Here is a 24,711-nt window from a genome sequence, read left to right as displayed (position 1 = left end):
GGCTCCCCGCGGCGGAGGTGGTCCACGGTGCGCGATCCCGCATTCGAGGCAATCGTGGCGCAGTTGCGCGCCGACGACCCGGAGTTCACCGGCCGGATGAAGAAGCTCGGCGGCCCACCCTCAAAGAGGCGGGTGGGCTTAGCCGTACTCCTGTGGGCGATCGCACCGGTGTGCGTCGTCCTCGGCGGATGGACCGGGCTGCTGATAGCCGTGATCGCGGTGGCCTACGGCTCGTACCTGAAATGGTCCGCGTCGATGTTCGCCGCGGCCGGATCGCACGAGTCCTTCCTGCGGCGCCGCCGTCCGGGCGCTTCGCTCTGACCGACCTGGAGGCAACGCCATGACCGATCCGGCAACCGAGGAAGACCGCCCGGCGACCAAGGAGGAAGCCGCAGCGATCGTCCTCGACGACCCGGCCCTGCGCAAGGCCACGGACACGGCCGACGACGACGCGGCCACGGACGACGACGCGCGCACCGCCGACACGGCCCCGACCGGCGAGTCCCGGGACTGAGGCTCAGCGCCAGCGGTCGCCGGTGAGCCGCTCGTAGACCTCGACGTACCGGTTGCGGGTGGCCTCGACGACCTCGTCGGGGATCTCCGGCCCGGGGTCGGTCCGGTCCCACCCGGTCAACGACGAGGACCAGTCCCGCAGGAACTGCTTGTCGAGATACCGCTGGGTGCCACCGGGCTGCCACTCGTCAGCGGCCCAGAAGCGCGACGAGTCCGGCGTCAGCAGCTCGTCACCGAGCTTCAGCACACCCCCGGAGAACCCGAGCTCCAGCTTGGTGTCGGCAATGATGATCCCCTTGCCGGCGGCAACCTCGGACCCCCGTCGGTAGACCTCGAGAGTGATCCGCCGCAACTCCGCAGCGACGTCGGCGCCGACCGAATCCTCGACATCCGCGTACGTGATGAACTCGTCGTGCCCCTCGCCCGGAGCGACCTTGGTGGTGGGGGTGAAGACCGGCTCGGGCAGCTTCGACCCCTCGATGAGCCCGGGAACGAGCTCAACCCCGGAGACGGCGCCACTCTTCTCGTACTCCTTGAGCCCGGACCCCGCGAGATAACCGCGAGCGATGCACTCCACCATGACCATCTCGAGCCGCTCACACCGCACAGCACGACCGGCCCACTCGGCGGGCACATCGGTGGCGGAGATGATGTGGTTGGGCACCACGTCGGAGAGCTGGTCGAACCACCAGAGCGAAAGCTGCGTGAGAATCTTCCCCTTGTCGGGGACAGCGGTGGGCAGGACGACGTCGTAGATCGAAATCCGATCAGAAGCGACGAGCAGAATGTCATCGCCATCGGCGTAGACATCCCGGACCTTCCCCGAGTGCAACAGCTCCACGTAGCCCCCTAGCGCTCATCCTTAGACGCCTCACGGTATCGGATGCCGGACCGCCGATGGACGGTGGTCCATCGGCCGGCCTGCCACATCCCGTCATCACCCAAGGCGCCTAGCTGATACGCGCCCGGTGCATCATGAAGCGTTCATGGCGATCATGATCTTGCTGACCGACGAATGCCTTGAACTCACCTAGCTTGTAGGAGGGACCACTTGCGCCTTCTTTGACCTCGATGTCAAAGTCCCGGCTCAGCAGGCTGATGCGCCGTTCTATCTCTGGGGCTTCGATAGGACGGCCGACTGCACGCGCGAGTTGACTGTAGTTGAGGAAGTCACCATGCGATCGAAGAGCGCGGTACACAGGATCGTGAGCAGTCGATTCACGCTGAGCCGGAACCCCATGATGATTAAGTGCTCGCATAATCGAGCTCCCTACCGCAGTTGCAACAGGGGGAGGGAATGCATTTCCGATTTGGCGATACTTTGTCGTCTTACGCCCAGTGAAGTTCCAGGCATATTCGTCGGACCAACCCTGAATCCGCGCCACCATCTCGCAGGTCAGCTTTGGACCAACCGCGAAGCGACTTCCAGGAGGAGGCGCGTTGTCGGCTACACCGAGAGCGTCGACCCCCAGCTCTGCCCAAGCACGCTTGGCTCTGGTAGGACCTAGGTCCGCGCCGCCGTGCTTCTTGGAGCCCCCCACGATCGTCGGGGCAACCTTATTAGCTCTTCGCGCCCAAGCCTCTGCTCCCTCCCAGCCGTTGGCACCCATGAGGTCGACCAGCGCCTCGCCGACGGTGGGTCGAACGTCTGAGACTTCAGGCCAGGAGAAGTACTGGGCGTCTTCGGTCTTCATCGCGACAAGAACGAATCGGGGGCGGAGCTGGGGAACACCGAAGTCTGACGCTTGCAACAGCTGCCAAGACGCGACGTAATCCATCGACGCGAGCCTGTCGAGGACGTGCTGCCGGTAACCGGCGAACCGCGGCATGCTCAGGCCTCGGACATTCTCGAGCAACAAGGCTCGTGGCCGGACGACAGTCACCAGCTCAACAGCCCACGCGAAGAGATCGCGTTCGTCAGTAGCACCTAGCTGCTTACCCGCGATGGTGAATGGCGGACAAGGAACACCGCCCGCGAGCAACGCAACGCCCTCGTAGTCTGACGGCTGCCAGGTGTCCGAGCTTGCCACGTCCCCCTGCGCGACCTTCCACGACGGGCGGTTCTCTCGCAGGGTGTTGCACGCGTTCGCGTCCAGCTCGACTGCTAGCGCGTGCTCAAAACCGGCCTTCTCCAGGCCCAGGGCCTGGCCGCCGGCGCCTGCACAAATTTCCACTACCTCAAGCGTGGCCACTAGGCCTCCTTCCAGGGCTGGGCGCAAAGGCCGGCCGCTGCCGAGTATCTTGCCTCAGACGAAGCGACACGCCGTGAGCGGCGCGGGTAGATGGGATCGGCGTGTCTGTTGATGACTCTGCAGCCGGCCGGGAGCGAGCCCACGCCAAGGGCCTCTACCCTGCACCGCTGAATGCTGGCCGGAGCCGCAATATGCAGGCAAACCGGCGCAGTGACACCAAACCGGAAGTTGTCCTCAGGTCTGCGTTGCACAGGCTGGGCTATCGCTATCGCAAGGATCTGCTGCTTCGGCTCCCTGAGCTGCGGGTACGGCCGGACATCGTTTTCACCGCTCGCAAGGTGGCGGTGTTCGTCGATGGGTGCTTCTGGCATGTCTGCCCTCAGCATGGCCGCCAGCCAACCACCAACGAGTGGTACTGGACACCCAAGCTACGACGGAACATGGAGCGCGATCGGCTTGCTAACGAAGCACTTGCCGAAGCTGGGTGGCAAGTTGTACGGATTTGGGAGCATGAGGCACTCGACGAGGCGGTGGCTAGCGTCCAGGCTGCGCTCGATTGATCGAACATGAGTTCGACCGTAGCGGGCACCTCTGACAACTTCTCGATCGAGCCGCTGTCCAGCCTGCACACTCGTCAGAGTGTGCCGCCGAACTCTAAAGTTGGGTGCGTGGGAGCAGACATAGCCCTTGACCAGGTCGTGGATGAACTACGCAGACTCGATCCGCACGGCGCCTTGACCGCTCAAGTGCTTCGCGACACTTTCGATCAAATTTATGACGGCCAGCGGACTGGACGTTACAGCATCGAAGGTCTCGCCAAGACGGAACGAACACACATCGGCACGCTCGTAGAAATCAACATGCAACGGCGCTTTCATTACGCCGACGGCGACGAACTCGACTTCCTTATAGCCGGGCACGACGTTGATGCCAAGTACTCAATGCGCTTCGGCGGCTGGATGATTCCCGTTGAGGCGCAGGAAAAGCTATGCATGCTGCTGTATGCCGATGACCTGAAAGCCGTATGGTCCCTCGGCGTCATCCGAGCGCGGAATGCCATCTTGAATAGACCGAATCGAGACTTGAAGCGGACCGTGCTGAAAACGCACCTCGATGAGGCATCGTGGCTTTTCAGGGACGCACCACTTCCGGAAAATACGATTCTGCGGCTATCAGCCGCCGACCAGGCCGCCATCGCGGCAGCCCCGCAGGGGACTGCACGAGTCGCGGAGCTTATGCGACGCGCTGAGGGCAGGCAAGTCAACAGGTCGTCAATTGAAGCGGCTGCTCAGCAGAAAGACAGCATGAAGCGCGTGAGGGCCAATGGCGGAGCGGCCGATGTTCTTGCCAGGGAGGGCTTCCTTCTGCTCGGAGGTACGCGCCTAGCCTCTCAGCGCGTGGCGCGCGACCTGAAGCTTCCCCACCCCGCGCCCGGCAATTTTGTCCCAGTGCGGGTCACGCGTGCTGAGGCATTAACCGACGAACCAGTTGCGACTATTAATGGGATTCGGATCCGCCGCTGGCATCCGGCAGATCCTCCTATGAACACCGCTGCATTGACCAAATGGCTTAACCGGCCCGCTCACAGCGACATGGCTGCAGCCACAGACGCCTTGCTATAACTGGGCATGGGCTTGATGGTCACAGCGCCGTAGGTGCACCTTGGCCTGTTCAGCCCTGCCCCGCACGGTGACGCACCGGTGCCTACGTTTGGAAAATCGGTGTCCAGGTCAATGGCAGGGCCATGCCCTCCCTCCCCACGCAGGCCCGTGGCGCCGCTTCGCGCACAGCCAACAGCAGCTGGCTCGAGCATCTGACCCGCGGCGGGCTGGTGGGGTACGGCATCATCCACCTGCTCTTCGCCTGGCTCATCCTGCAGATCGCCTTCGACGGCTCCGGCACCGACGGCGACCAGTCCGGCGCCCTGCATCACCTCGCCGAGAAGCCGTTCGGCACCTTCCTCATCGTCGTGCTCGTCATCGGCCTCATTGCCATGATCATCTGGCAGCTTCTCGAGGCCGCCATCGGCCACCGTGCCGAGCGGGGCCGGCACCGCCTGTACGAGCGCATCGCCTCCGCCGGCCGGGCCCTGTTCTACGCCTACTTCGCCTTCACCGGCATCAAGGTGCTCCGCGGTAAGAAGGCGTCGAGCGCCGACACTCAGCAGAAGGCCAGTGAGGACCTGATGGCCTCGACCGGCGGCCGGATCACGGTGGGACTCGCCGGCATCGCGATCGCCGCGATCGGGGTCGGGCTGGTCATCTACGGGGTGCGGAAGAAATTCGAGAAGCACCTCAAGATGAGCCAGATGACCGCGCAGATGCGTCGGCTCAGCGAGCGGCTCGGTATCGCCGGCTACGCCGCCAAGGGCACCGCGTACGGGATTGCCGGTGTCCTGTTCCTGATCGCCGCCGTGCAGTACGACTCGGACAAGGCCCGCGGCCTCGACGCGACCCTGAACGTGCTGTCGGAGCAGAGCTACGGCCCGTGGCTGCTGGCCCTGACCGCGCTCGGCATCGCCGCGTACGGTCTGTTCTCGATCGTGCAGGCCCGCTACCGCAAGGTCTGATCCGTCAGCCGAGGACCCCGCCCAGCACGCTCGGCAGCCGCGTCGTGAAGTCGACCAGGCCGACCCACGTCGGCCGTACCACGATCCTGGCCTGCCGGGTTCCCGGCTGGTCCATCTGGGCCAGCATCGGTTCCGCGCCGTCGCCGAGGTAGCGCCGGGCCGCCGCCGCATACTCCTCGGCCAGCCCGTCCAGCTCGGTGATCTCCGCCGAGCCGCGGATGGTCAGGCACTGCGGCGGCGCGTCATCGGTGTCGATGGTCAAGGCGACGGCCGGATTGGCCCGGAGAGCGGCGACCCGGGCCGCCGGGTGGCGGATCCCGGCGTTCGGCCCTCCCGTGTACGTGGCCATGACGATCTCCTGGCCGTTCCAGTGGAACCAGGTCGGCACCACCCGCGGCGTGCCGTCCGGCCAGATGAAGGCCAGGCGCGCGGGAATTCGTGAAGTCAGCAGTTCCTGCGCCAGCGGCGTCTCCAGCAGTCCGAGGTGACCTTGCGGCAGAGATCCGGTCATCGTTCGCCTCCCGAGTGAGTTCCTTCGGGGAACTTAACAGACTCAGTTCCCTCAGGGAACCCACACGGGCTAACCTGGACCGATGCAGCGGACGCAGTTCGGCGAGATGGCGTGTTCGATCGCTCGCACCCTGGACGTGTTCGGCGAGCCCTGGTCGCCGCTGATCCTGCGGGACGTGTGGGTCGGCATCCGCCGCTTCGACGAGATCCAGGCCGACCTCGGCATCTCCCGCAAGGTGCTGACCGAGCGCCTCAAGCTGCTCGTCGAGGCCGGCGTGCTGACCCGGCAGCAGTATTCGGAACGGCCCGCCCGCAGCGAGTACGTGCTCACCCCGAAAGGCACCGAGCTCGTCGACCTGCTCATGGTCATGGTGAAGTGGGGCGACCGGTGGACGGCCGGCGAGGCGGGGCCTCCGGTGCTGTACCGGCATCACGCGTGCGGCGAGATCGCGCAGGTGGAGCTGCACTGCTCCGCGTGCGATCAGCCGATGTCGGCGGAAACCGTCGACCTGCTGCCCGGACCGGGGCACGGCTAGCAAATTCCGGCTATCCATTGTGGTCGGTGGCGGCACGCGAAGGGACAACGCGGCCGGCACGGCTGTGGCATGATCACCGGCACCTCTCTCGATGTCGGGCCGGACGTACGGCCGACGTCACCCCTCCAACCAAGGGGAAAGTCACAGTGCCCTCCCTCTTCAGCCGTGCCCGTCTCGGCAGATATCTGGCCGTCTCCGCCGTGGTTCCCGCCCTGGTGCTCAGCACCGGCGGCGCCGCCGTCGCAGCGACCAACACGCTCACCCTCACCGTGCTGAACCGCGCCGGCGCCAAGGTCTCGGTCTCCGCCACCGTGGTCCACCTGGCCAGCAGCTCGTCGTACACGATTCGCAGCAACAAGAAGAAGAAGCTGCCCAAGGGCAGTTACGCCGTGCTGACCTCGATCACCACCGGCAACACGAGCACGCTCGGCGGCCGTACGGTCAAGGTCTCCGGATCCACCAAGCTGACGGTCGACGCCCGCAAGGGCCGGCGAGTCAACCTCGCGGTGAGCCCGGCGCCGGCCGGCCTCTCCCGCAACCAGAGCGCCCGGATCTGCACCAAGACCACCGGCGCGAACTACAACGTCGATGCGTACGGCGACGAGCTGTACGCCATCCCGACCACCTCCAAGAAGATCGCCTTCGCGGCGCTCAGCACCTGGAGCGACAGCTCCGGCCTGAGCGACGCGTACGCGGTCGTGCACCAGACGACCGGCGTACCGAACAAGCCGACCAAGACGGTGAAGCATTCGTCGCTCGGCACGGTCTCCGTGATCTCCAAGCTGGGCCCGGCCGGCTCGAACTACACCGATGTGGCGGTGCAGCCGATCAAGCGCGGCTGCGCCGACGACATGTACAGCGGCCTGTGGACCGCGGCGCAGCCGACCCGCGTGAAGCTGCGGCTCTCCACGGGCTCCTGGCACATCCGGTCGAGCACGTCCGCGACCACCAAGAACGGCGAGAGCTGGAACATCGGCTCGTACTTCGCCGAGCGCAAGATCGCCGCCGGGAAGTCGTCCACGGTCCGCTTCTACCACGCCGCCTGGGGTCCGAGCGCCCAGCTGCCGGCAACCCTGTACGGCCGGATCAACTTCCCGATGAACGACATGTTCACCGACCCCGCCTTCACCGGGAACGACACCGGCGGCGAGGGCGGCGACAAGGCGACCGCGACCCTGTCCTTCAAGGGCAAGACGGTCAAGACGAAGAAGGACCGGGGCTGGGAGCCCGACATGACGGTCCTGTACTACAAGGTGAAGAAGGCCGGCTGGTACACGCTCACCAACACGGCCACCCGGTACTACCCGGAGATCAAGTACCCGGCCGGCATGCTGTCCACCAAGAGCGTGGTCAGCTACCGCTTCTACTCCAAGCCGAAGAGCAACGCGCTGGCCGAGGTCAACTCGGTGACCCTGGTGCCGGCCGGGCTGAACGGCTGGAACAAGGCCGGCGGCAAGACCACCAACGTCACGCTGAAGCTGAGCCGCCACAGCCAGGACCCGGACGCCAAGCGCGGCAAGAACCCCAAGCTCAAGACGCTGAGCGCGAAGATGTCGCCGGACGGCGGCAAGACCTGGCGCACGGTCAAAGTCAAGAAGATCAAGGGCGTCTGGACAGCGGTCGTCCCCAACCCGACCTCGGGCGCGGTGTCACTGCGGGCGCGGGCCACGTACAAGAGCGGCGGCTACACGGACGTGACGATCTATCGCGCGTACGGCATCGCCTGAGAAGCACCATCGAAGCTGGGCATCCCGGAAGGGGTGCCCAGCTTCTTTGCAGTTGACGACTCAGCTGGTGAAGATGAAGTAGCGCCACGCGCCGATGGTGGTGGCGTTCAGGCTGTCTCCCGACGTGCCCTTGATGTACGCGGACCGGACGCGCATCTTCAGGTTCTTCTCGTGCGGGCCGACCACCGTGATCTGGGACTTGCCTTTGCTCGACAGTTTGAAGTCCTGACTGCCGTTGGAGCGCCACTTGCCCTTGTAGTAGTACTCGAGGGCGAAACGCTGCGAACGGCCCGGCGCCGCGGTCATCGTGACGGTGAAGACCGGGTTCTTCTTCTTGTGGAAGACGTAGTAGGTGGTCTTGCCGATCTTCTTGGACTTGTAGTGCTTCGAGACCGCCATGGCGATGCGCACCTTGGTGTACACGGCGGACTTCACTGATCTGGCCGCGGTGCGTGTGTCGCCGCGATAGACGGCGGTGACCGAGGTGTTGCGGGTCAGCGTGAGGGCGGCCGTGATCGTGCCCTTCGAGCTGACCACGGCCTTCTTGATCAGGCGGTTCCGCTGGTCGGCGCCGTTGGGGTCGGCCCAGATCTCCACCGTCCGATTCGTGTACGCCTTGCCGAGCTTCGCCGTGAAGGTGACCTTGGTGCCGTACGCGTAGGTCTTGCCGTTGCCGTTGAGGGTCAACCCGGACGCGTCGCTCGGGACGGTGACCACGCCGACAGCGGACGCGGAGAGGTGGGTCGCGTCGCCGGCGTAACCGAGCCGGTAGGTGAGTTTCCCGCCGGCGGCCGGGGTGTCGGTGAAGGAAAACCGGCCGGTCGCGTTGATCGTCTTGACGCCGAGCGACTTGCCCGTGGGTGACTCCGCGTCCGTGCGGGTGACCGTGACTCCGGTGCCGGCCACCAGCGGCAGGGACGAGATGAGCGAACCGGAGACGGTGATCGTCTTCGCCCGGCCGGCGGTGGCGGGAACGCTCACCGTCAGCTTGGGCTCGGACATCGTCGGATCGGTGAGCACCACGAGCCGGTACGTGTTGGGGTAGGAGGAGCTGATCGCGAAGAGCCGGGTGCCGTTCGGTTCCCAGAGCAGGCCCCGGTCGGCGACGTCATCCTGGCTGCTGGTGGTGCTGTCGGTGTCGGCCAGCCGGAACTGCCGCACCGGGGTGGTGGTGTCCGGCAGGAAGGCGTGCACCCGGGGGCTCTCGTCCCCCCATGTTGTGCCGGCCGCCAGCCGCCCGTCTGGAGCCACGGCCACAGCGTTCGTGCCCACCTTCGTGGCGTAGGCGGTCGACTCGGACAGATCCGAGGTCTGCCAGCTGTCCACCTCTGTGCCCCGGGCGGCGGTGAGCAACCGGCTGCCGTCCGGGCTGAACGCCAGATCCTCGACGATGAAGCTGCCCAGGCTCTTGCTGGCAATCTTTTGGGGGCTGTCGCCGGCAACATTGAGGATCTTGACGAAGCCCGAGGTGGTGTACGGATCCGCGAGGGCCAGCACATCCGAGGTGGCGGCCAGCATCGGCGCGTTGTACCAGCCGGCGTCCTGCTCGAGAGTCACCGACGATTGCCCGGCCGCCGGATCGAGCGAGCCGAGGCCGCCATGACCGCCGTCCGGGCCGTACCCGAACCAGACCTTGCCACCGGCGGCCGCGAGGTACATCGGCTCGGTGCCGGCGCCGGTCGAGTACCGGGCGGTTTCAGTGACCGATTCGGTGTTGATCGCGACAATGGCGTCCGCACGAACGGCGGCCGCGTAGAGCGTGCTCTCATCGGGAGAGAGAGCGAGTCCTTCCACACCGGGAAGGTTGGTCGCGGTTCCCAGGATGGTGCCGTCGTATCCGACGGCGACCACCTTGCTGCCCCACGGGTCGGCGATGAAGATTCGCTGATGGCTGCCGTCGATGACTATGTCGCCGGTCCCGGTGATCGGCAGCAGGTGCCCGTCAGGCGTGGCAGCCGACGCCGGGGCGGACGGGGTGAGAACCGCTCCGAGCCCGGCCAACAGGGCTACGGCCAGGGCGGCCGCCCGGACACGACGACGACGGCGGACCGTCAAGGACAGAACAGACTTCATGGATGGCCCCCGTGAACCGACATAGATCAACGCGATCATCCTAAGAAGACAAGGTCTCAGAACGGTACCGTTTCGACCCGACCGTAAGAGAAGCACCAGCGGGGCCGTCGGCAGGACAACAGGTGGCGGCATGGGCGGGCTCATGGTGAGAACGGCTACGGCAACCACTGGGATGAACCAATGGGCCAGCCCTCTGGGCAATGCCCGGCTGCCTGGCCCTCCCGTGGGAAATACTCGGCGAAGAAAGTGACCTTGTCCGAGCCGAGGGTCGGCGGTGGGGCTGGTGTCGCGGAATGAGAAAGCCCTTCACCGCGCCGCTATGGCTGATGAAGGGCTTTGCTTTGCTGGTGCGCCCGAAAGGACTCGAACCCGTAACCTTTCGATCCGTAGCCAGGTAGATCTGAAGAGTCACATATGCAGCTCGCAGACATGCCATCCGTCCGACCCGAGAGCCGAACGTCCGACACAAAGTCGCTTCCGTCTGCGCTGGTCCTGGCCGTGCCAGCCAGGCTCCGGACCCGAGGGCCGCACCACATGTAGCGTTAGGTGCTTGGCCGGGCTCGTTCGTGCCCGATCAGCGCCGAACATCCGAGCACCGTCGGGGCACCACGTAGTTCGCTCGCCTCAGCCGTGCATCTCTCGTTGACCTTCCGACTTGTAGTCAAATGCCTAGTGGTCACTAGTACACTCTGTTACCACCGTCGCGCAGGACCGCATCAAAGGCGTTGAGCCAGGTCGGAGTGGGTGCAATTATTCGCAGGCACCGGCCGAGTGCATGATTTCCAGGCCCGTCGAACGGGCATCGCTCAATCGATCGTGCTGATTAGTCGCGCCCGTGCTGAAACGGTCGCCGACATCCGATCACCACCGGATCACCACCGGATCAGATCACTCTGCGTTGAAGTCGGCCGCCACCACGCCTCTCCGGCCAAAACCAGGACCAGGCAGCCAGCCGCCTGAGGACACACACGGCAACCGGGTGCCGGCCCCCATCGGCGAGGGGCAGACCGCGATTCGATCGTCCGGGTCCACCTGTGAGGCAGCCCTGCACCCCTGTCCACCGTGCGTAGCGCTTGATGATCCGGCCAACGACTCCAGATCCTCCGGACAGCACCTCACCGACGAGGAGCAGTCCAGCGGTGCTGGTGTAGCTCCACCGGCCGGACGGCGGCGGTGATCCTTTCGTGATCGGCAGAGCGCCGGCCGTGGAGTCTCATCCTTGGGACCAGCGCGACTACCGGCATCGGCTACTCCCGGACCGGCGCGTAGCAAACGGGCGGCAGGCCCGCCGCGACGGCAACCACGGTCAGAGCGTGCGCACGGCTTAAGAGCGGGCGACAGCAGCGGTACGGGCGGCGTTCTGACAGGTGGCCTCCCGGACGGACGGCGTCGACGGAGAATACGTAGGCGGAGTCCGGTTCGAGGCCGGTGACGGTGGCGGTGAGCTCCCCGCAGTCCTCGCTGGGGTTGACCTTCTGCCATTCCAGTTCTCGCTGCTCGCCGGGGGTGAATTCCTGGGCGATGCTGGTGACCTGGCAGCTCGTCACGGTGGAGTCGCCGGGGTGGTACCAGGTCCCATCACGCTGCGCACCCCCACCGTCTGAACAGCCGCCCTGCCGGTGACACGTACGGTCAGGGGGAACGTGGGCCATGCGAAACGGTCCTCCTCCCATGATCGGAGAAGGACCGTGAAGGCGATCGGGATCAGGCCGCTTCCGCCTGCTGTCGGTGCGGTTGGCTCGGGTTGCGCTGAAGAGCTTCCTGGAGCTGATCCTCGAGAACGATGATGCGGCATGCGGCTTCCAGGGCGATGCCTTGATCGACCATCTCGCGGGCCCGGGCGGCGAGACGCAGGTCGTAACGCGAGTAACGACGATGACCGCCGGCCGAGCGGGACGTGGTGAACAGTTTCGCCTTCTCCAGGCGGCGCAGGAAATCCTGCGAGGCGCCGGTGATCTCCGCGGCGCGGCCCATCGTGTAGGCCGGGTAGTGCTCGTCGTCGAGCATGTCATCGGGTTGGGCCATCCACACTCCTCTGCATGACGAGGGCCCCGGCGCGGGAAGCGCCGGGGCCCAGGGTTACGGGTTCACAACACCATCTACCGACAGGTTCGTCGGCTTGCCTTTTCCGCACCTGCCGCCTCTCGCGGCTTGCGGTGCGAGGATCGCATAAGCGTGACCGGAGACCACCTCACGTTCGATGGAGACTGCGGTGTCCGCCCCAGAACCCGAAAACTGTTCTGACGGCGGGCGATCCAACGGTGCTCGTCCCTCCCTTTCCTCTGCTTCCACTTCCTGTGGTGCTGTCGTACTACCTGCCGGTGGCGGAGCCCCACGCCAACTTCACGGCCCCGCACACGTACGGCGGATCTTCCTGCATCAGCTGGAGCCCTGAACCTGCACCGGCCCCACCTGCGTCTGCCTTGACCTGGAACGTCGTCAAGGTCTTGTCTCGCACTTGCCTTACTCACTACTTCGACTGCTGTCCTGCATCAGCTGGGGCCCTGAACCTGCACTAGCCCCACCCGCATGTGCCCTGACCTGGAGTTACGTCAAGGTCTTGTCATACAACTGCCTTACTGACATGCATGCGGTGGTGCTGTGCCACCGCGTTGCCGAGCGAGCCACGAAAGGATCCGGGCCCTGCTTGACGCTCGGTCTTCGTCTGCGTCTTCAACGATCTTTGTTGTCAACGAGGGAAACACTAACCAGCCTTCACCAGAATGTCTAGCCCTGTCGCCATAGATTTTCTCGGCGAGCCGTGAGGGCTTCAGCCGTGTCGCCGACGGTCCGCTGAGTCTGCAGGACCACGACCATCAAGCCGGCCGCAGAGCCGAGCGCCCGCGACGCCATCGTCACAACGCCGGCGGGCCTGGGCAAAGCGGCGAACCTACGTAGCGCTCCCAGGCGCCTTCAGCAATTCGGGCTCGCGGGGCATCACGCCCCACGCCGCGGCATGCCGCACGATGCACTCAGGGAAGCGGGCGAACCTCACCCGCGCCTTCCGTGACAGGGGCAGCCACTCCGCCAGCCGTACGAGGAAGGTCACGCACATGAGCGCCACCGCCGCCGACGTCGCCGAGACACTCAACCGCGCGTTCGACGAACCCACCATGACGATGACGATCCTGCTCGCCGAGATCATCCCCGCCCTGGCCGAATACGACCAGGAGGCCACGACTGCGGCCGACCCCGAGCGCTACCGCGACCGGATCGTCCTGAACGACGGCAGCATCATTCTCTACGACAGCCGCACCGAACGGTGGACCGTCAGCAGCACCGAAGAAGTCGCCGCGTCCGACCGCCGCCGGACCACACCGAACTGAACGACCGTCCCCGCTGCAACGGATGCCAAGCCTGCGGGCAACACCCCTCGGAAGCCACCGCCAAGCAAAGCCCGATCCCCATCTCAGCGGCTTCATGCCGTCAACGTCGGACCGACGTCGCCACACACAGTCGGCCCGCTTTGCGACGGTCCACGACCGGCGGCATCCTTTCGAGAGATCCAGGCCCGGGCACGTGGAGACGCTGACCATGACAGGCGAGCAGGATGGCCGCCGGCGTACCAACGTGATCGCCATCAGCACGAGCTCCACCGATGAAGTCGTGAAGGAAGCACATGGGTAAGTACGACCCTCTCCGAGACCTTCTGGCATCCCGGCAGCTTGACGAAGTCGTCCTCACGTTCGACGAAGTCGAGACGCTGGTCGGGCCATTGCCACTTTCCGCGCACCAACACCGCGCTTGGTGGGCGAACGACTCCAAGGTGCAGGCCCAGGCGTGGCGATCGGCGGGGTGGCACGTCGCGGCCGTCGACCAGACGATAGGGCGGGTCACTTTCGCCCGAGGGACGGTCGGCGGGGCGTACTTGGCCACCCGCAAGGTCGAACCGGCCACCGGGGGCGCGCCAAGGACGCGGGGAGAGGCCAATCAGCAGAACCTCGGCTCCGACATGACCGAGGAGGCCGTGCAGGGCCGCCTCGTCGCGTACCTGGTCAAGGAGGGCTGGCGAATCCTCCGAGTAGCCCACACTGCCACCCGTGAACGAGGGACGGACGTGCTGGCAACCCGCCACGAGCGCACCCTCGCCGTCGAGGTCAAGGGATACCCCAGCCTGACCTACGCGGATCCCCGCCGAGCCGACGAACTCAAGCCCACCCAGCCCGCCACTCAGGCAAGGCACTGGTACGCCCAGGCCGTACTCAAGTGCATGCTGATCCGCGACGAAGAGCCGGACGTCGACGTCGCGATCGCCCTTCCCGACGTGCCCACCTACCGCAGCCTCTTCCAGCGCACGAAGACCAGCCTGCACCGGGCTGGAATCGACGTGCTCCTCGTCGCCGAGGATGGCGAAGTCTCTCCGGGTTAGGAGGCCGGTACGCCTGCACGACCTCCGGCATTGCGCCGCCACGTCCTTCGGCCACGGGGCGCCGACATTAAAGAGATCCAAGAGGTCCTCGGCCACTCCACCATCGGCATCCTCGAACTACGGCGACCCCAACGCCGACGCCGACCTCATTCCCGCGAAGCGGCGTAACGACAGCCGAGAAGACGGGGCCGGGTCGGCAAAGGGTCCGTCCTCTGTCCACCGATCTAGGCCGGATGGATCAAAGCGGATCCGGTATGGTTCGCGCACGCTACGCGATCCAAAGGAATGCAAAAGCCGATCTTGTCGGCCGAAGCCTGGGGGATCGATTCATGCCGCGACGGACTGTCGTCGTTGATCCCGATTTCTCGCGGATGCTCAAGGACCTGCGCGAACAGCACGCTATATCGCTGCGACGACTCGGCCAGATGATCCACTGATCACACGGCTATGTATGGGACCTGGAGGCAGGAGCCAAGCGGCCGAGCATGTCGGTAGCGGCGCTGCTCGATGGCGCTCTTCAAGCAGGCGGGCAGCTGTCCGCCATGGTGCGGGAAATGTCAGCCGACAACGGCTTACAGTCTGTCGGCGTCGAATCGGCGGGTCCCGGCGCGCCGACGGGGCTACAGTTCGCGCCGGATTGGCGGCACGGAATCGATCTCTTCCCAGTCGGTGCGCATGATCTTCCCCGCGGTCGCCGATCACCAGGCCGTGAAGAAATCCGCCAGACGTCGCTGTGACAGGCCGAGCGGCGGAGCACCGTCTTCGGAAGAGCGGACGGGCATTGGCGGGGCGGTCATACTCTGTGGATTCCAGCCGGGAGGGCAGGTTGGCATGGGCGGACCTGGATTCCACGTCGAGATCGGCACCTTGAAGTCGGCATCCGCCGGGATCGAGGAGAGTGTGGCCGACCAGAAGGGGTCGGCACTCTCGCACCTGGATCGGGCGGAGAGCGTTTACGGCCACGACCGCCTGCACAAGTCGATGGAGATCTTCTGCGATCGGTGGAGCGACGGCATCGACATCCTGACCAAGGACGCCAAGGTTATCGGGGATCTGCTGGGCAAGGTGGCCGACGCATACCAGGCAGCCGACCAGGCCGCAGCGGGCCGGCTGACCTCCGACCCGGGTAAGCCGGTCGTCGATGAGTGAGCTCGGGCAGACGCACGATCCGCGAGCGTTGATACCCGGCGATCCTGGCGCCATCAGGGCGAACGCGACAGCACTGAAGGCGCGATCGGAGCACGTGGAGAAGGCCGGCGACGGCCTTGTCGACATCGACACCGGCGCGTGGACGGGGCCGGCCGCGGACGAGTTCCGGGACAAGTTCAGCTACGAACCCAACAAGTGGTACCTGGCGGCCGGCTCGCTCGCGACCGCGGCAAGCGCCCTCAGCACGTACGCGCACGTTCTGGAATGGGCGCAGCAGCAGGCCGCCGAAGCCATCCGGCTCTGGGACGAGGCTCAGGCGCAGACCCAGAAGGCTCAGCAGGACTACCAGCAGGCCGTTGCGCAGGCACCGCCCGAGCAGGCCGTCGGCCCGTTCGTTGACACCGGCGCGTCCGGACGGCAGAACGCGGTCGACACACTGAGCGCCGCCCGCAACCAGGTCATGTCGGCCGGGGACGTGGCCGCCCGCTTCCTCGACCAGGAGGCGGAGTCGGCGCCGAAGAAGTCGAGCTGGCTGGACAAGGTGGGCGGCTTCCTGCAGACCGCGGGCGCACATGTCGTCAACGGACTGGCCTCGTTCGGCAACGCGATGGTGCACCACCCCGCTGAGACCGCATCGCTCGTCGGCGGTCTTCTGCTGACCGAGGTCAGCGCATTGGGCGAGGGAACCGGTCTGGTTCTTGACGCGACCGGGGTCGGCGCGATCGGCGGTGTTCCTTTGAACATCGTCTCGGCGGCGGGCATCACCGCCGGCGCGGGGATGACGGCCACGGCGAGTGGCCTGCTGATGCAGCACGCCGCTTCGGACGACGCGATCACACCTGTACGTACCGGCCGCTCGGAGCCGGTCGGGCCGACGAAGACCGACAACATGAAGGAACACCTCACCGACCGGGACCTCGACGCGGCGCGTCGGGAGTTGAACGGCGAGGTGGTGGCAACCAAATCGAACGGCGTGCCGTGGGACCATGTGGACGAGGTGAGGAACGCCCAGGACGGCCTGGTCAATCGGATCGGCAAGCTGAAGCGCTTGCTCGGCGACTCGCGAGTGTCAGCTGCGGATCGTGCGCAGTTCGAGGCCGAACTGTCCGAGGCGAGCCGGTTGCTCGACTACTCCGAGCAATTCGTCCCCCGGGCCTGAACGAGTTAAGGAGACACGGTGTCCGAGCCTGACAAGAGCCGGTCACTCGAAGAGATCGAGGACGACCGCTGGGGCGACCCGCCGGCTGGCGCGACCCGGCTGGTCAGCACGGCTTACGCGCTGCGCAAGCGTCCCGTAGGTGCACTCGACGCCGAGGGTCTGCGGCTGCTCATCTCGCAACAGATCGGGCTGGACACCATCGTTCCGCTGGCACTCGAACAGGTCGAGCAGGATCCGCTTGCCGAGGGCGACTTCTATCCGGGAGACCTCCTCGACGCCTTGATCCGGCGCGTGCCCGACTCTTACTGGCAGGCGCACAAAGATCAACGTACGCGCGCGCGCGCCGTGGCCGAGGCGCTGGACCCGGAGGAGACCTTTGACGTTTTGTACAACCGCGCCACCGAATTCCTCCGCCGATAGCGTCATGCCAAGAGTCGCCGACAAGATCGAGAAGCCACCGGGCGCGATCACCCAATAGCGCGGGATGCATCGCGAACCTGAGGGCGGGCCTCCAGCGACGCCGCCACAGCGACGTCCGGCTCTCGGAGCAGCCGCCACGGTGCCGGCGCCAGGCGGCCGGGTGCACGAACAGTCGCTCCACTCCTCGAGACGGTCAAGTCATGAGCGCTCTCGGACGCAAAAAAAGCAGTGGTCCGGATGCTCGACGAGCACCATTCGAGCACCACGCTCCCAAACGCTGGGAAACGGCCCGCTGAATATGGGAACGAGAAAGGCCGCCACCCGCGTTTCCGCTGGTGACGGCTTTACAATTCTGGTGCGCCCGAAGGGACTCGAACCCCTAACCTTCTGATCCGTAGTCAGATGCTCTATCCATTGAGCTACGGGCGCTTGCCGAACGTTTCCGCTGGTCCTGGGCCTTTCCCGCACCCCGGACCTGCTAGACGACGACTCTAGCATGTCGTCCCGGCCCTCCCCCAAGGCGGTCCGCGACCCCCTCGCTCGCCCATGCAACCCTTGCGGCCCTTCATCCGTCTGGGGGCTGTGAGATACGAGGAGAGCTCGTGAGTAGCGAGCGAGATGCGCAGTTCCATGACTTCGTCCTGGCTCGCCGGGCCGGCTTGGTGCGGACTGCCACCCTGCTCACCGCGGGGAATGCGCATCTCGCGGAGGATCTGGTGCAGTCCACGCTGACCAAGCTGTACCTCGCCTGGCCCGCCTTCCAGCGGGCGCACAGCCCGGACGGTTACGTACGCCGCGTCCTGGTCAATGTCCTCGTCGATGAACGGCGGCGGCTGTGGTGGCGGCGGGAGCGGCCCACCGCCGAGTTGCCCGACCGGCCGCATCCGGGTGAGTCCGGGCCACCCGGTGAGCTCGATGAGCGGCTGCGGACGGCGTTGCGGGAGCTTCCTCCGCGCATGCGCGCCGCCGTTGTGTTCCGCTACTTCTACGACCTTGATGTCGCTGAGACCGCCGATGCGCTCGGGTGCTCGCAAGGGACCGTCAAGAGCCAGACCGCCCGCGCGCTGGACCGCCTGAGGGCCGCCCTGCAAACGCGGACCAAAGGGCAGCCCAGTGAGCAGAATCGCACCTTTCTTCGCCAAGGAGTGACCTCGTGATGGACCTGCGTGATCAGCTCGACGCGATCGCCGGTCCGGCGGTCGCCCCCACCGCGGCCGACGCGGACGCCGACCTGGCCCGGGGCCGCCGGGCGCTGCGCCGCCGCCGTACCGCTCAGACGCTCGGGGGTTCCGCCTTCGCCGCGGCGGCCTTCGTCGCGGCCTTCATCTTCACCACCGGTCTCGGCGGCGGCGTTCCGGGGCCCGGCGCGACGGACAGCAGCACCGCCGTCTCGACCACCCGGCTCGTGTCCTACAAGGGCAAGCAGCCCAAGGGTTTTGTCCTCGACAAGGTGCCGGACGGCTGGTTCGTGCAGGCGGACGACGACAGCAGCATCGTGCTGGCGCCCAGCCGCATCAAGAGCAAGCCGGGCGTCGAACCGTCCCAGGATCCGCTGTACGACCCGCGCAGCTTCGAGGGCAAGATCGCCGTGATGCTGCAGAGCCGTGACCAGGACGGCCCGCCGGCGGGCACCGCGGTCAAGGTCGGCGACCGGAACGGCGTGCTGGCCAAGAGCCTCGACAACGACAGCGGCCGGACCCTGTGGGTCGAGCAGCCGTCGGGCGTCTACCTGCAGATCCAGTTCTGGGCCGACATCGGGCTGAGCCACGAGCAGATGGTCGACTTCGGCGCCGGCGTCCACGTGACCAAGGCCGCCAAGCAGGGCGCCGGCTGATCCGGTCCATGCGAAAGGGCCGTGAGCGCTAAGCTCACGGCCCTTTCGCGTGCGTGGCGGAGACTCCGGGATTCGAACCCGGGAGGGGCTATAAAACCCCAACCGCATTAGCAGTGCGGCGCCATAGACCGGACTAGGCGAAGTCTCCTCCGGTGGCTCGCGGGCCACCGACGGTTGAGGATACCGGACCGCCCGGGGGCCCGGCAAAGAGGTTGCCCCTCGGCCACGCCGATCATCGAAATCCGGAGAAATCGACGGACCGCACCGTCTTCCAACAGGTGAAATGACCGCCACGCGACTAGGCTGCCTCGGCATGGAGGAGAACGAGCCGAAGCAGCGCCGTCCGCGGACGTCCAACCCCGCGTTCAGCACGCCTGACCAGCCAACTCCCCAGGCCAAACCGGCGAAGGCACCCCCGGCGGTGACCTTCCGGCCACCGGCTGCCGACAAAACCTCTTCCGGTACGGGCACAGACGCACCAGAAGCAACACCGTCGCCCCGCCCGCAACGCGATCCAGCGGAGTCCACGCCGCGCAAGGCAACGGCCCCGCAACGCCGCGCGAGGTCGGCTCCCGCCCCGACCCCGGCCCCGCCGCCTGGCGAGAGCCCGCAGCGCCCGAGCACCGGCAACCAGCCGCCCAGCCGCAGCAGGACCCAAGCCGCCGCGAAGTCGGCCGCGCCCCGCGTCGAGGCCGCAACGGACACGCCCGCCACGGAAAGCGCCCCGCCGGCCAAAGCAACGCCCGCCGCCACGGCGACGCCCCCGGCCAAGGCGACGCCCCCGGCCAAGGCGACGCCCGCGAAGCGCCAGCCCCGCAAAGCCACCCCTCCCGCCACGACAACTCCCGCCGCGGCGACGACGACCGCCGAGCCAACCCGACAGGACGCACAGCCTGCCAAGCAGGCCCCGTCCACGGGGGCACCGGCGAAAGCGCCTCAGCCCGAGGCGACGCCGGCGAAGGCAACGCGGCCGGAGACAGCGCCGTCCAAGGCAGCCCGGCCCGAAGCGACGCCGACGCAAGGCGAGGCAGCGCCGGTCAAGAAGGCGGCGAGGTCCGCGAAGAAGGCAGCGGCGACCATCAAGGCAGCCGCCGCGGAGATCGCTCCGGCCGTGGTCACCCCGGACATGACCACAGTGCCCGATGAGCCGCGCACCGCCACGCCGGCGCAGACGCCGCCGAGCCGGCAACCGGCCACCGACAACGGATCAGCGAGCGACAACGGATCGGCCGTGAAGGGCAACGCGCCCTCCGCGGACGACGAGCTGATCCCCGAGGACACGCCGAGCCTGGCTGCCGTCGTACAGGAAAAGGCGACATCCCCGGCTGCCGAGCCCCCGGCTACGGCCCCGGGGCAGCCGGGGGCTGCCGTCCCCGTTGTCCCGACCCTGCCGCCGGCCGTCGCCGCCATGGCGGACACCTTGTCCGGCGTGCGCACCGAGGCCTGGCCCGCGCTGATCGCCGATCCCGGCCACGCTCCCGAGCTGCTCGCCCTCGCCGCTCTGCAGACCATCGGCCCGCGGGCCGGCGAGTGGGTCGCCCGCACCCGCGCCGCCTACCCGGGCGCCGGCCCGGACGCGCTGGCCCGGCTGGCCGTTTCGCAGTTCACCCGGTTCGGCAGTGTCAGCAGTGTCTTCGCCGCGGTCGCCGGGTCGTACGCGCCGATCGCGCTGCTCGGTGCGGCCGCCTACACGCACGCCGAGCTGGCGTTGCACGTCGCCGCCGCGTACGGCCTGGACCCGACCGACCGGGAGCGCGCGGTCGACCTGCTGGTCCTGACCCGGGTGCATCCCGTCCGGGAGGACGCGGTGGCGGCCCTCGCCACCGCCGAGCAGCACAGCTACGACAACAGCGGGCTCACCGACGCCACCTGGCGGCTGGGCCGGATGATCGCCGCGCAGGCCGGCGGGTGGGCGGCCGTCCGGGCGATCAATCATTTCTTCCCGGGCACCAGCCTGCTGGTCGCCACGTTGACCAGCCGGGGCGCCGCGCGGGCCATGGCGGCCCGGGCGACCGTGCACTACCGCGCGTTGAGCCGAGGCTCGGTCACAGCCAGCTGAGCCAGTCCTTGGGCAGCAGGGTGTAGCCCACGAAGGCGGCGATGTCGAGCAGGCTGTGGGCCACGATCAGCGGCATGACCCTGCCCTTGCGCAGGAAGAACAGTGCGAACACGACGCCCATCACGGCGTTGCCCACGAACGCGCCGAAGCCCTGGTACAGGTGGTACGAGCCGCGCAGGACCGCGCTGGCCGCGACGATGTAGCCGATGCGCCAGCCCATCTCGCGCAGGCGGGTCATCAGGTAGCCGACGACGATCACTTCTTCCAGGATCGCGTTCTGCATGGCCGCGATGATCAGCACCGGGACGGCCCACCACACCGGTTGCAGGGCGGCCGGCACGATCTGGGCGTTCAGGCCGAGCGTCGCGGCCGCGTACACCAGGAGCAGGCCGGGGATGCCGATGGCCGCGGCCAGGGCAGTGCCCCAGCCGGCGTCGCCGGCGGGGCGGCGGAAGTCGATGCCGAGGGTGCGCGCCGGGTCGAGCCGGTCGCGGTTCAGCAGATAGAGCGCCAGCAGGACCGGGATCAGGGCGAAGAAGATCCCGAGCAACTGGTACGTGAGATCGAGGTACGGCCGCGGCGACTGGGACGGGTTCAGCGTGGCCGTCTGCTGGGACAGCGGCTTGCCGGCCGTGAGCTTCGCCACCAGGGACACGACCGCATAGACCGCGGACTGGCCCAGGGACAGCAAAAGGACGATCCCTATCTCCAGGCGCAGCTGCTTGCGGGTGGCCTGCGGCCGATCTAGAGCTACCGTCACCCGACCACTCTAGATTCGACTCCACCGTTCGAGTGATCGCGTTCATGCATATTCGGACCTATCGGGGCAAGCGACTCGCCGTGTGTCGGCAATTGTGCGGCGTACATCGCACTTCGGGTGCGATGCGTTACGCGCTGTTTTCCCCAGGCTGAAGGCATGGGAGACCTCGCGCGTTTGCTCAAGGAGAGCTGGAGCCTCGTCGAGGAGCATCAGGACAAGGTTGCCGGCTACTTCTACGCGCGGATCTTCCTGTCACACCCGGACCTGCGGGACCTGTTCCCCGTGCACATGGACGTCCAGCGAGCCCGGCTGCTCAACGCCATCGTCACCGCCGTGCAGACGCTGGAGGACCCGGAGAAGTTCGACGAGTACCTCCGGTCCCTCGGTCGTGATCATCGCAAGTTCCACGTGGAACCAGCCCACTACGAGGTGGTCGGCGGGGCGCTGATCGAGGCGATGCGGCAGTTCGCGGGCGAGCAGTGGGGCGTCGAGTACGACCAGGCCTGGGCCGACGCGTACGCGGTGATCGCGGCCAAGATGCTCGCCGGCGCCGAGGCCGACACCAACCCGCCGTACTGGTACGCCGAGGTCACCGCGCACGAACGCCGGGCGACCGACATCGCCGTCTTCACCGTCATGCCGATGCAGCCGCTGGAGTACCGCGCGGGCCAGTACCTCAGCCTGGAATGCCCGCGCTTCCAGCCCAGGCTCTGGCGGACCTACTCGCCGGCGAACGCTCCCCGGCGCGACAACACCCTGGAGTTCCACGTCAAGGCGGTCGGGGCGGGCTGGGTCTCCAGCGCGCTGGTGCGCCGGCTGGAGGTCGGCGACATGATCCGGCTGGCCGCGCCGATGGGCTCGATGAACCTGGACCGGCGCTCCACCCGCGACGCGGTCTTCGTCGCCGGCGGCACCGGCCTCGCCCCGGTCAAGTCACTGCTCGAGGAACTGACCCGCTACAACCGGACGCGCTGGGTGCACGTCTTCTTCGGCGCCCGTACCCGCGAGGACCTCTACGACCTGGCCGAGCTGAACCGGCTCGCCGCCCGCTACCCCTGGCTCTCCGTGGTGACCGCGTGCAGCGAGGACCCGACGTTCCCCGGCGAGCAGGGCAACATCTCCGACGTCGTGGCCCGCTACGGCCCGTGGAACGAGCACGACTTCTTCGTGTCGGGCTCCGGCAAGATGGTCAAGGCCACCCTGCGGACCCTGGCCGAGCTCCAGGTCCCATCCGTACGCATCAAGTACGACAGCTTCTCCGACTAGTAGTTCCACGGCTGGCCGGTCTGGCGGTACTCCTCGACCGGCACGAGGTTGGCCCCGGGAACCATCCGGTCCACGTACAGCCGGCCCTCGAGGTGGTCGATCTCGTGGCTGACCAGGCGGGCCATGGCCCGCTCGAAGGAGGTGATGACCCGGGTGCCGTCGAAACGGGCGTGCTCCACGTCGACGCGCAACGGCCGGACCACCAGACCGCGGTAATCGAAGAAAGAGAGACAGCCCTCGTACTGCTCGTCGGTCTCGCTCGATTCGTCGACGACCCGCGGGTTCAGCAGGACCACGGACTCAGCTCCGCGTTCGGGTGGGCGTACCACGGCGGCGGCAACCGCCAGGCCGATCTGCGACGCGGCCAGTCCCACCCCCTTGCTGAAGTCGTGCAGCCCCTCCAGCCGTTCGAGGGTGGCCCGCAGCCCGGCGACCGCGTCGCGGGCGGCCGCTTCCTCCCGGGGCAGCTGGAAGTGCCGGGCGCGCTGGCGCAGCAGATCCGCGCCGCGCTGCACGATGCCGATTCCGCGCATCCGCTGGCTCGCTCTCAGCTCATGGCCGTTGGTGCGGCGCTCCTGGCCGTTGCGGGGCTTGGGGACTCCTTCGTCCGGGGTGGTCGGTGCGGACTCGCCGCGGAACCGCCACTCGAGGCGGTACCGGGCGTTGAGCAGCGGCGCGTCGGTCGACCACTCGAAGACGGCGCGGCGGGCGTCGTTGTGCCGCTCCAACGGGGTACGCACGGGCACCTCGGCGGCGAGCGAGGTCTCGACCCCCCACACCTGCGGCTCGAACTCGACCGGGAAGTTCAGCCGTACGGTGAGGTTGCGGGTGGGCAGGCGCACGGCCCGCTGGAACCACTGCCCCCACTTCTCCTCGCCGACGGTGTAGGCGTACTCGATCGTGGTGCGCTCGCCGGGATAGAGCGGGAACTGGCCGTGGTCGTTGGCGAAGAGCAGCCAGACCTCCTTGGCGGCGTCCCGGTCGAGCTTGAGCCGCCACTGCATCGGCTCGGTGGCGGCGCCCTCGCCGGCCACCGCGCGCAGATCCATCTCCTCGAAGCTGAGCGGATGCTGGCGGTGGTGGCGGTTGGAGCCCTGCGGATCGTGCGGATACCGGTCCACGGCGATCTTCACCAGATAGCGGGTGACCGGCTCCACACCGGCGTTGTAGAGCGCCCGCCGGATCACACACCGATAGGCCCCTTCGGTGTACGTGAGCTCGGCGACCTCCTGCTCGACGATGAGGCCGGTGCCCGGCGGCATCCACTGCGCGGGCACGGGAGGGTCCCGGTGCAGGACGGGGCCGCGGGCGTGCCGCAGTTCGTCGTACTCCTGGAACCTCTGCCAGATCGCGCCACCGGCGGCCAGGACCGCCTCCGCACGCCGGGCGAAGTCCTCGGTGGGCTTGTGCCGGCGGCCCTCGACGTGACTGACGTAGGACGGATCGAACCCCATGCGCGCGGCGAGTTGCTTCTTCGTCATCCCGCGCTCGACCCGCCATTGCGCGAGCGCCGACACGAAGTGGTCGGCAGCCCTCTCGACAGGCGAGGTGGTCATCACGGATGTCCCCTTTGCG

The 24,711-nt window shown here is 67.1% G+C and carries 26 protein-coding genes and 2 tRNA genes; 16 read left to right on the top strand and 12 right to left on the bottom strand.

Annotated features, from left to right (window positions below; all coding sequences use genetic code 11):
- Positions 1-27 precede the first annotated feature (27 nt).
- Entirely contained in the window at positions 28-321 is a 294-nt protein-coding gene (locus tag ACWEOZ_RS11630; RefSeq protein WP_451910672.1) for a DUF3040 domain-containing protein, read from the top strand.
- Between the two features lie 19 nt (positions 322-340).
- Positions 341-514, top strand: coding sequence for a hypothetical protein (locus ACWEOZ_RS11625; RefSeq protein WP_451910671.1), 174 nt, complete (start codon positions 341-343; stop codon positions 512-514).
- 3 nt (positions 515-517) lie between these two features.
- On the opposite strand, the gene ACWEOZ_RS11620 is transcribed toward ACWEOZ_RS11625, so the two are convergent.
- Together ACWEOZ_RS11620 and ACWEOZ_RS11615 are read right to left on the bottom strand one after the other, a co-directional pair.
- Positions 518-1,354, bottom strand: coding sequence for a phosphoribosylaminoimidazolesuccinocarboxamide synthase (locus ACWEOZ_RS11620; protein WP_451910670.1), 837 nt, complete (start codon positions 1,352-1,354; stop codon positions 518-520).
- A 109-nt stretch (positions 1,355-1,463) separates the two neighbouring features.
- The gene (locus ACWEOZ_RS11615; protein WP_451910669.1) at positions 1,464-2,705 is read right to left on the bottom strand and encodes a DNA cytosine methyltransferase; all 1,242 of its coding nucleotides are present in this window, start codon (positions 2,703-2,705) and stop codon (positions 1,464-1,466) included.
- 101 nt (positions 2,706-2,806) lie between these two features.
- Here ACWEOZ_RS11615 and ACWEOZ_RS11610 point away from each other — a divergent pair, with 101 nt between their 5' ends.
- From ACWEOZ_RS11610 to ACWEOZ_RS11600, 3 genes are all read left to right on the top strand, one after another.
- Positions 2,807-3,265, top strand: coding sequence for a very short patch repair endonuclease (locus tag ACWEOZ_RS11610; protein ID WP_451910668.1), 459 nt, complete (start codon positions 2,807-2,809; stop codon positions 3,263-3,265).
- Between the two features lie 6 nt (positions 3,266-3,271).
- The gene (locus tag ACWEOZ_RS11605) at positions 3,272-4,327 is read left to right on the top strand and encodes a NaeI family type II restriction endonuclease (RefSeq protein WP_451910667.1); all 1,056 of its coding nucleotides are present in this window, start codon (positions 3,272-3,274) and stop codon (positions 4,325-4,327) included.
- 122 nt (positions 4,328-4,449) lie between these two features.
- Positions 4,450-5,274 (top strand): DUF1206 domain-containing protein, encoded by an 825-nt coding sequence (locus tag ACWEOZ_RS11600; protein WP_451910666.1) that lies wholly within the window; start codon positions 4,450-4,452, stop codon positions 5,272-5,274.
- Between the two features lie 4 nt (positions 5,275-5,278).
- On the opposite strand, the gene ACWEOZ_RS11595 is transcribed toward ACWEOZ_RS11600, so the two are convergent.
- Positions 5,279-5,785 carry a pyridoxamine 5'-phosphate oxidase family protein gene (locus tag ACWEOZ_RS11595; RefSeq protein WP_451910665.1) on the bottom strand — a complete coding sequence of 169 codons (507 nt, stop codon included), beginning with the start codon at positions 5,783-5,785 and terminating at the stop codon, positions 5,279-5,281.
- A gap of 82 nt (positions 5,786-5,867) precedes the next feature.
- Here ACWEOZ_RS11595 and ACWEOZ_RS11590 point away from each other — a divergent pair, with 82 nt between their 5' ends.
- Together ACWEOZ_RS11590 and ACWEOZ_RS11585 are read left to right on the top strand one after the other, a co-directional pair.
- Complete coding sequence (locus tag ACWEOZ_RS11590; RefSeq protein WP_451910664.1) at positions 5,868-6,320, top strand: winged helix-turn-helix transcriptional regulator; 453 nt, start codon at positions 5,868-5,870, stop codon at positions 6,318-6,320.
- 146 nt (positions 6,321-6,466) lie between these two features.
- On the top strand, positions 6,467-8,047 hold the full coding sequence (locus tag ACWEOZ_RS11585; RefSeq protein ID WP_451910663.1) for a hypothetical protein: 1,581 nt from the start codon (positions 6,467-6,469) through the stop codon (positions 8,045-8,047).
- A 60-nt stretch (positions 8,048-8,107) separates the two neighbouring features.
- On the opposite strand, the gene ACWEOZ_RS11580 is transcribed toward ACWEOZ_RS11585, so the two are convergent.
- The 3 genes from ACWEOZ_RS11580 to ACWEOZ_RS11570 all read right to left on the bottom strand — a co-directional run bounded on the left by ACWEOZ_RS11580 (position 8,108) and on the right by ACWEOZ_RS11570 (position 12,145).
- Positions 8,108-10,264, bottom strand: a complete 2,157-nt coding sequence (locus ACWEOZ_RS11580) for a hypothetical protein (protein WP_451910662.1) — start codon at positions 10,262-10,264, stop codon at positions 8,108-8,110.
- Positions 10,265-11,367: 1,103 nt separating this feature from the next.
- Entirely contained in the window at positions 11,368-11,667 is a 300-nt protein-coding gene (locus ACWEOZ_RS11575; RefSeq protein ID WP_451910661.1) for a fibronectin type III domain-containing protein, read from the bottom strand.
- Between the two features lie 157 nt (positions 11,668-11,824).
- On the bottom strand, positions 11,825-12,145 hold the full coding sequence (locus ACWEOZ_RS11570; protein WP_451910660.1) for a helix-turn-helix domain-containing protein: 321 nt from the start codon (positions 12,143-12,145) through the stop codon (positions 11,825-11,827).
- 1,028 nt (positions 12,146-13,173) lie between these two features.
- Here ACWEOZ_RS11570 and ACWEOZ_RS11565 point away from each other — a divergent pair.
- Positions 13,174-13,446, top strand: coding sequence for a hypothetical protein (locus ACWEOZ_RS11565; RefSeq protein WP_451910659.1), 273 nt, complete (start codon positions 13,174-13,176; stop codon positions 13,444-13,446).
- 293 nt (positions 13,447-13,739) lie between these two features.
- Positions 13,740-14,489, top strand: coding sequence for a DUF7662 domain-containing protein (locus tag ACWEOZ_RS11560; RefSeq protein ID WP_451910658.1), 750 nt, complete (start codon positions 13,740-13,742; stop codon positions 14,487-14,489).
- Positions 14,490-14,713: 224 nt separating this feature from the next.
- On the opposite strand, the gene ACWEOZ_RS11555 is transcribed toward ACWEOZ_RS11560, so the two are convergent.
- The gene (locus ACWEOZ_RS11555) at positions 14,714-14,923 is read right to left on the bottom strand and encodes a hypothetical protein (RefSeq protein ID WP_451910657.1); all 210 of its coding nucleotides are present in this window, start codon (positions 14,921-14,923) and stop codon (positions 14,714-14,716) included.
- Positions 14,924-15,164: 241 nt separating this feature from the next.
- Between ACWEOZ_RS11555 and ACWEOZ_RS11550 the strand changes: the two genes are divergently transcribed.
- Genes ACWEOZ_RS11550 through ACWEOZ_RS11540 form a run of 3 tightly spaced genes read left to right on the top strand, consistent with a single transcriptional unit; the run spans position 15,165 to position 17,217 of the window.
- The gene (locus ACWEOZ_RS11550; RefSeq protein ID WP_451910656.1) at positions 15,165-15,638 is read left to right on the top strand and encodes a hypothetical protein; all 474 of its coding nucleotides are present in this window, start codon (positions 15,165-15,167) and stop codon (positions 15,636-15,638) included.
- On the top strand, positions 15,631-16,797 hold the full coding sequence (locus tag ACWEOZ_RS11545) for a putative T7SS-secreted protein (RefSeq protein WP_451910655.1): 1,167 nt from the start codon (positions 15,631-15,633) through the stop codon (positions 16,795-16,797). The genes ACWEOZ_RS11550 and ACWEOZ_RS11545 overlap by 8 nt, the downstream gene beginning before the upstream one ends.
- An 18-nt stretch (positions 16,798-16,815) precedes the next feature.
- Positions 16,816-17,217 carry a contact-dependent growth inhibition system immunity protein gene (locus ACWEOZ_RS11540; protein ID WP_451910654.1) on the top strand — a complete coding sequence of 134 codons (402 nt, stop codon included), beginning with the start codon at positions 16,816-16,818 and terminating at the stop codon, positions 17,215-17,217.
- Between the two features lie 353 nt (positions 17,218-17,570).
- Here ACWEOZ_RS11540 and ACWEOZ_RS11535 read toward each other — a convergent pair.
- Positions 17,571-17,646, bottom strand: a tRNA-Arg gene (locus ACWEOZ_RS11535).
- Between the two features lie 173 nt (positions 17,647-17,819).
- Between ACWEOZ_RS11535 and ACWEOZ_RS11530 the strand changes: the two genes are divergently transcribed.
- Positions 17,820-18,374 (top strand): SigE family RNA polymerase sigma factor, encoded by a 555-nt coding sequence (locus ACWEOZ_RS11530; protein ID WP_451910653.1) that lies wholly within the window; start codon positions 17,820-17,822, stop codon positions 18,372-18,374.
- Complete coding sequence (locus tag ACWEOZ_RS11525) at positions 18,374-19,051, top strand: hypothetical protein (protein WP_451910652.1); 678 nt, start codon at positions 18,374-18,376, stop codon at positions 19,049-19,051. The genes ACWEOZ_RS11530 and ACWEOZ_RS11525 overlap by 1 nt, the downstream gene beginning before the upstream one ends.
- 54 nt (positions 19,052-19,105) lie before the next feature.
- On the opposite strand, the gene ACWEOZ_RS11520 is transcribed toward ACWEOZ_RS11525, so the two are convergent.
- Together ACWEOZ_RS11520 and ACWEOZ_RS11515 are read right to left on the bottom strand one after the other, a co-directional pair.
- A tRNA-Ser gene (locus ACWEOZ_RS11520) sits at positions 19,106-19,199 on the bottom strand.
- Between the two features lie 788 nt (positions 19,200-19,987).
- Positions 19,988-20,461, bottom strand: coding sequence for a hypothetical protein (locus tag ACWEOZ_RS11515; protein ID WP_451910651.1), 474 nt, complete (start codon positions 20,459-20,461; stop codon positions 19,988-19,990).
- Between ACWEOZ_RS11515 and ACWEOZ_RS11510 the strand changes: the two genes are divergently transcribed.
- Positions 20,460-21,110, top strand: a complete 651-nt coding sequence (locus tag ACWEOZ_RS11510; protein WP_451910650.1) for a hypothetical protein — start codon at positions 20,460-20,462, stop codon at positions 21,108-21,110. The two genes, ACWEOZ_RS11515 and ACWEOZ_RS11510, sit on opposite strands and share 2 nt — an antisense overlap.
- Here the strand turns inward: ACWEOZ_RS11510 and ACWEOZ_RS11505 are convergent.
- Positions 21,097-21,870 carry a CPBP family intramembrane glutamic endopeptidase gene (locus tag ACWEOZ_RS11505; protein WP_451910649.1) on the bottom strand — a complete coding sequence of 258 codons (774 nt, stop codon included), beginning with the start codon at positions 21,868-21,870 and terminating at the stop codon, positions 21,097-21,099. The two genes, ACWEOZ_RS11510 and ACWEOZ_RS11505, sit on opposite strands and share 14 nt — an antisense overlap.
- A 156-nt stretch (positions 21,871-22,026) precedes the next feature.
- On the opposite strand from ACWEOZ_RS11505, the gene ACWEOZ_RS11500 reads away from it, so the two are divergent.
- Positions 22,027-23,136, top strand: a complete 1,110-nt coding sequence (locus ACWEOZ_RS11500) for a globin domain-containing protein (RefSeq protein WP_451910648.1) — start codon at positions 22,027-22,029, stop codon at positions 23,134-23,136.
- On the opposite strand, the gene ACWEOZ_RS11495 is transcribed toward ACWEOZ_RS11500, so the two are convergent.
- The gene (locus ACWEOZ_RS11495) at positions 23,133-24,692 is read right to left on the bottom strand and encodes a peptide deformylase (RefSeq protein ID WP_451910647.1); all 1,560 of its coding nucleotides are present in this window, start codon (positions 24,690-24,692) and stop codon (positions 23,133-23,135) included. The genes ACWEOZ_RS11500 and ACWEOZ_RS11495 overlap by 4 nt on opposite strands.
- Between the last annotated feature and the right edge of the window lie 19 nt (positions 24,693-24,711).

Source organism: Actinoplanes sp. NPDC004185, assembly GCF_053603475.1.
This window is presented reverse-complemented; position numbering and strand designations above follow the sequence as displayed.

Bases quoted from the DNA above. Each gene is read 5' to 3' on its own strand.
- ACWEOZ_RS11625 (WP_451910671.1), top strand. From the start codon at position 341: ATGACCGATCCGGCAACCGAGGAAGACCGCCCGGCGACCAAGGAGGAA.
- ACWEOZ_RS11605 (WP_451910667.1), top strand. From the start codon at position 3,272: ATGAGTTCGACCGTAGCGGGCACCTCTGACAACTTCTCGATCGAGCCG.
- ACWEOZ_RS11600 (WP_451910666.1), top strand. From the start codon at position 4,450: ATGCCCTCCCTCCCCACGCAGGCCCGTGGCGCCGCTTCGCGCACAGCC.
- ACWEOZ_RS11595 (WP_451910665.1), bottom strand. From the start codon at position 5,785: ATGACCGGATCTCTGCCGCAAGGTCACCTCGGACTGCTGGAGACGCCG.
- ACWEOZ_RS11590 (WP_451910664.1), top strand. From the start codon at position 5,868: ATGCAGCGGACGCAGTTCGGCGAGATGGCGTGTTCGATCGCTCGCACC.
- ACWEOZ_RS11580 (WP_451910662.1), bottom strand. From the start codon at position 10,264: ATGAGCCCGCCCATGCCGCCACCTGTTGTCCTGCCGACGGCCCCGCTG.
- ACWEOZ_RS11570 (WP_451910660.1), bottom strand. From the start codon at position 12,145: ATGGCCCAACCCGATGACATGCTCGACGACGAGCACTACCCGGCCTAC.
- ACWEOZ_RS11565 (WP_451910659.1), top strand. From the start codon at position 13,174: ATGAGCGCCACCGCCGCCGACGTCGCCGAGACACTCAACCGCGCGTTC.
- ACWEOZ_RS11560 (WP_451910658.1), top strand. From the start codon at position 13,740: ATGGGTAAGTACGACCCTCTCCGAGACCTTCTGGCATCCCGGCAGCTT.
- ACWEOZ_RS11550 (WP_451910656.1), top strand. From the start codon at position 15,165: ATGATCTTCCCCGCGGTCGCCGATCACCAGGCCGTGAAGAAATCCGCC.
- ACWEOZ_RS11545 (WP_451910655.1), top strand. From the start codon at position 15,631: ATGAGTGAGCTCGGGCAGACGCACGATCCGCGAGCGTTGATACCCGGC.
- ACWEOZ_RS11525 (WP_451910652.1), top strand. From the start codon at position 18,374: ATGGACCTGCGTGATCAGCTCGACGCGATCGCCGGTCCGGCGGTCGCC.
- ACWEOZ_RS11510 (WP_451910650.1), top strand. From the start codon at position 20,460: ATGGCGGACACCTTGTCCGGCGTGCGCACCGAGGCCTGGCCCGCGCTG.
- ACWEOZ_RS11515 (WP_451910651.1), bottom strand. From the start codon at position 20,461: ATGGCGGCGACGGCCGGCGGCAGGGTCGGGACAACGGGGACGGCAGCC.
- ACWEOZ_RS11500 (WP_451910648.1), top strand. From the start codon at position 22,027: ATGGGAGACCTCGCGCGTTTGCTCAAGGAGAGCTGGAGCCTCGTCGAG.
- ACWEOZ_RS11495 (WP_451910647.1), bottom strand. From the start codon at position 24,692: ATGACCACCTCGCCTGTCGAGAGGGCTGCCGACCACTTCGTGTCGGCG.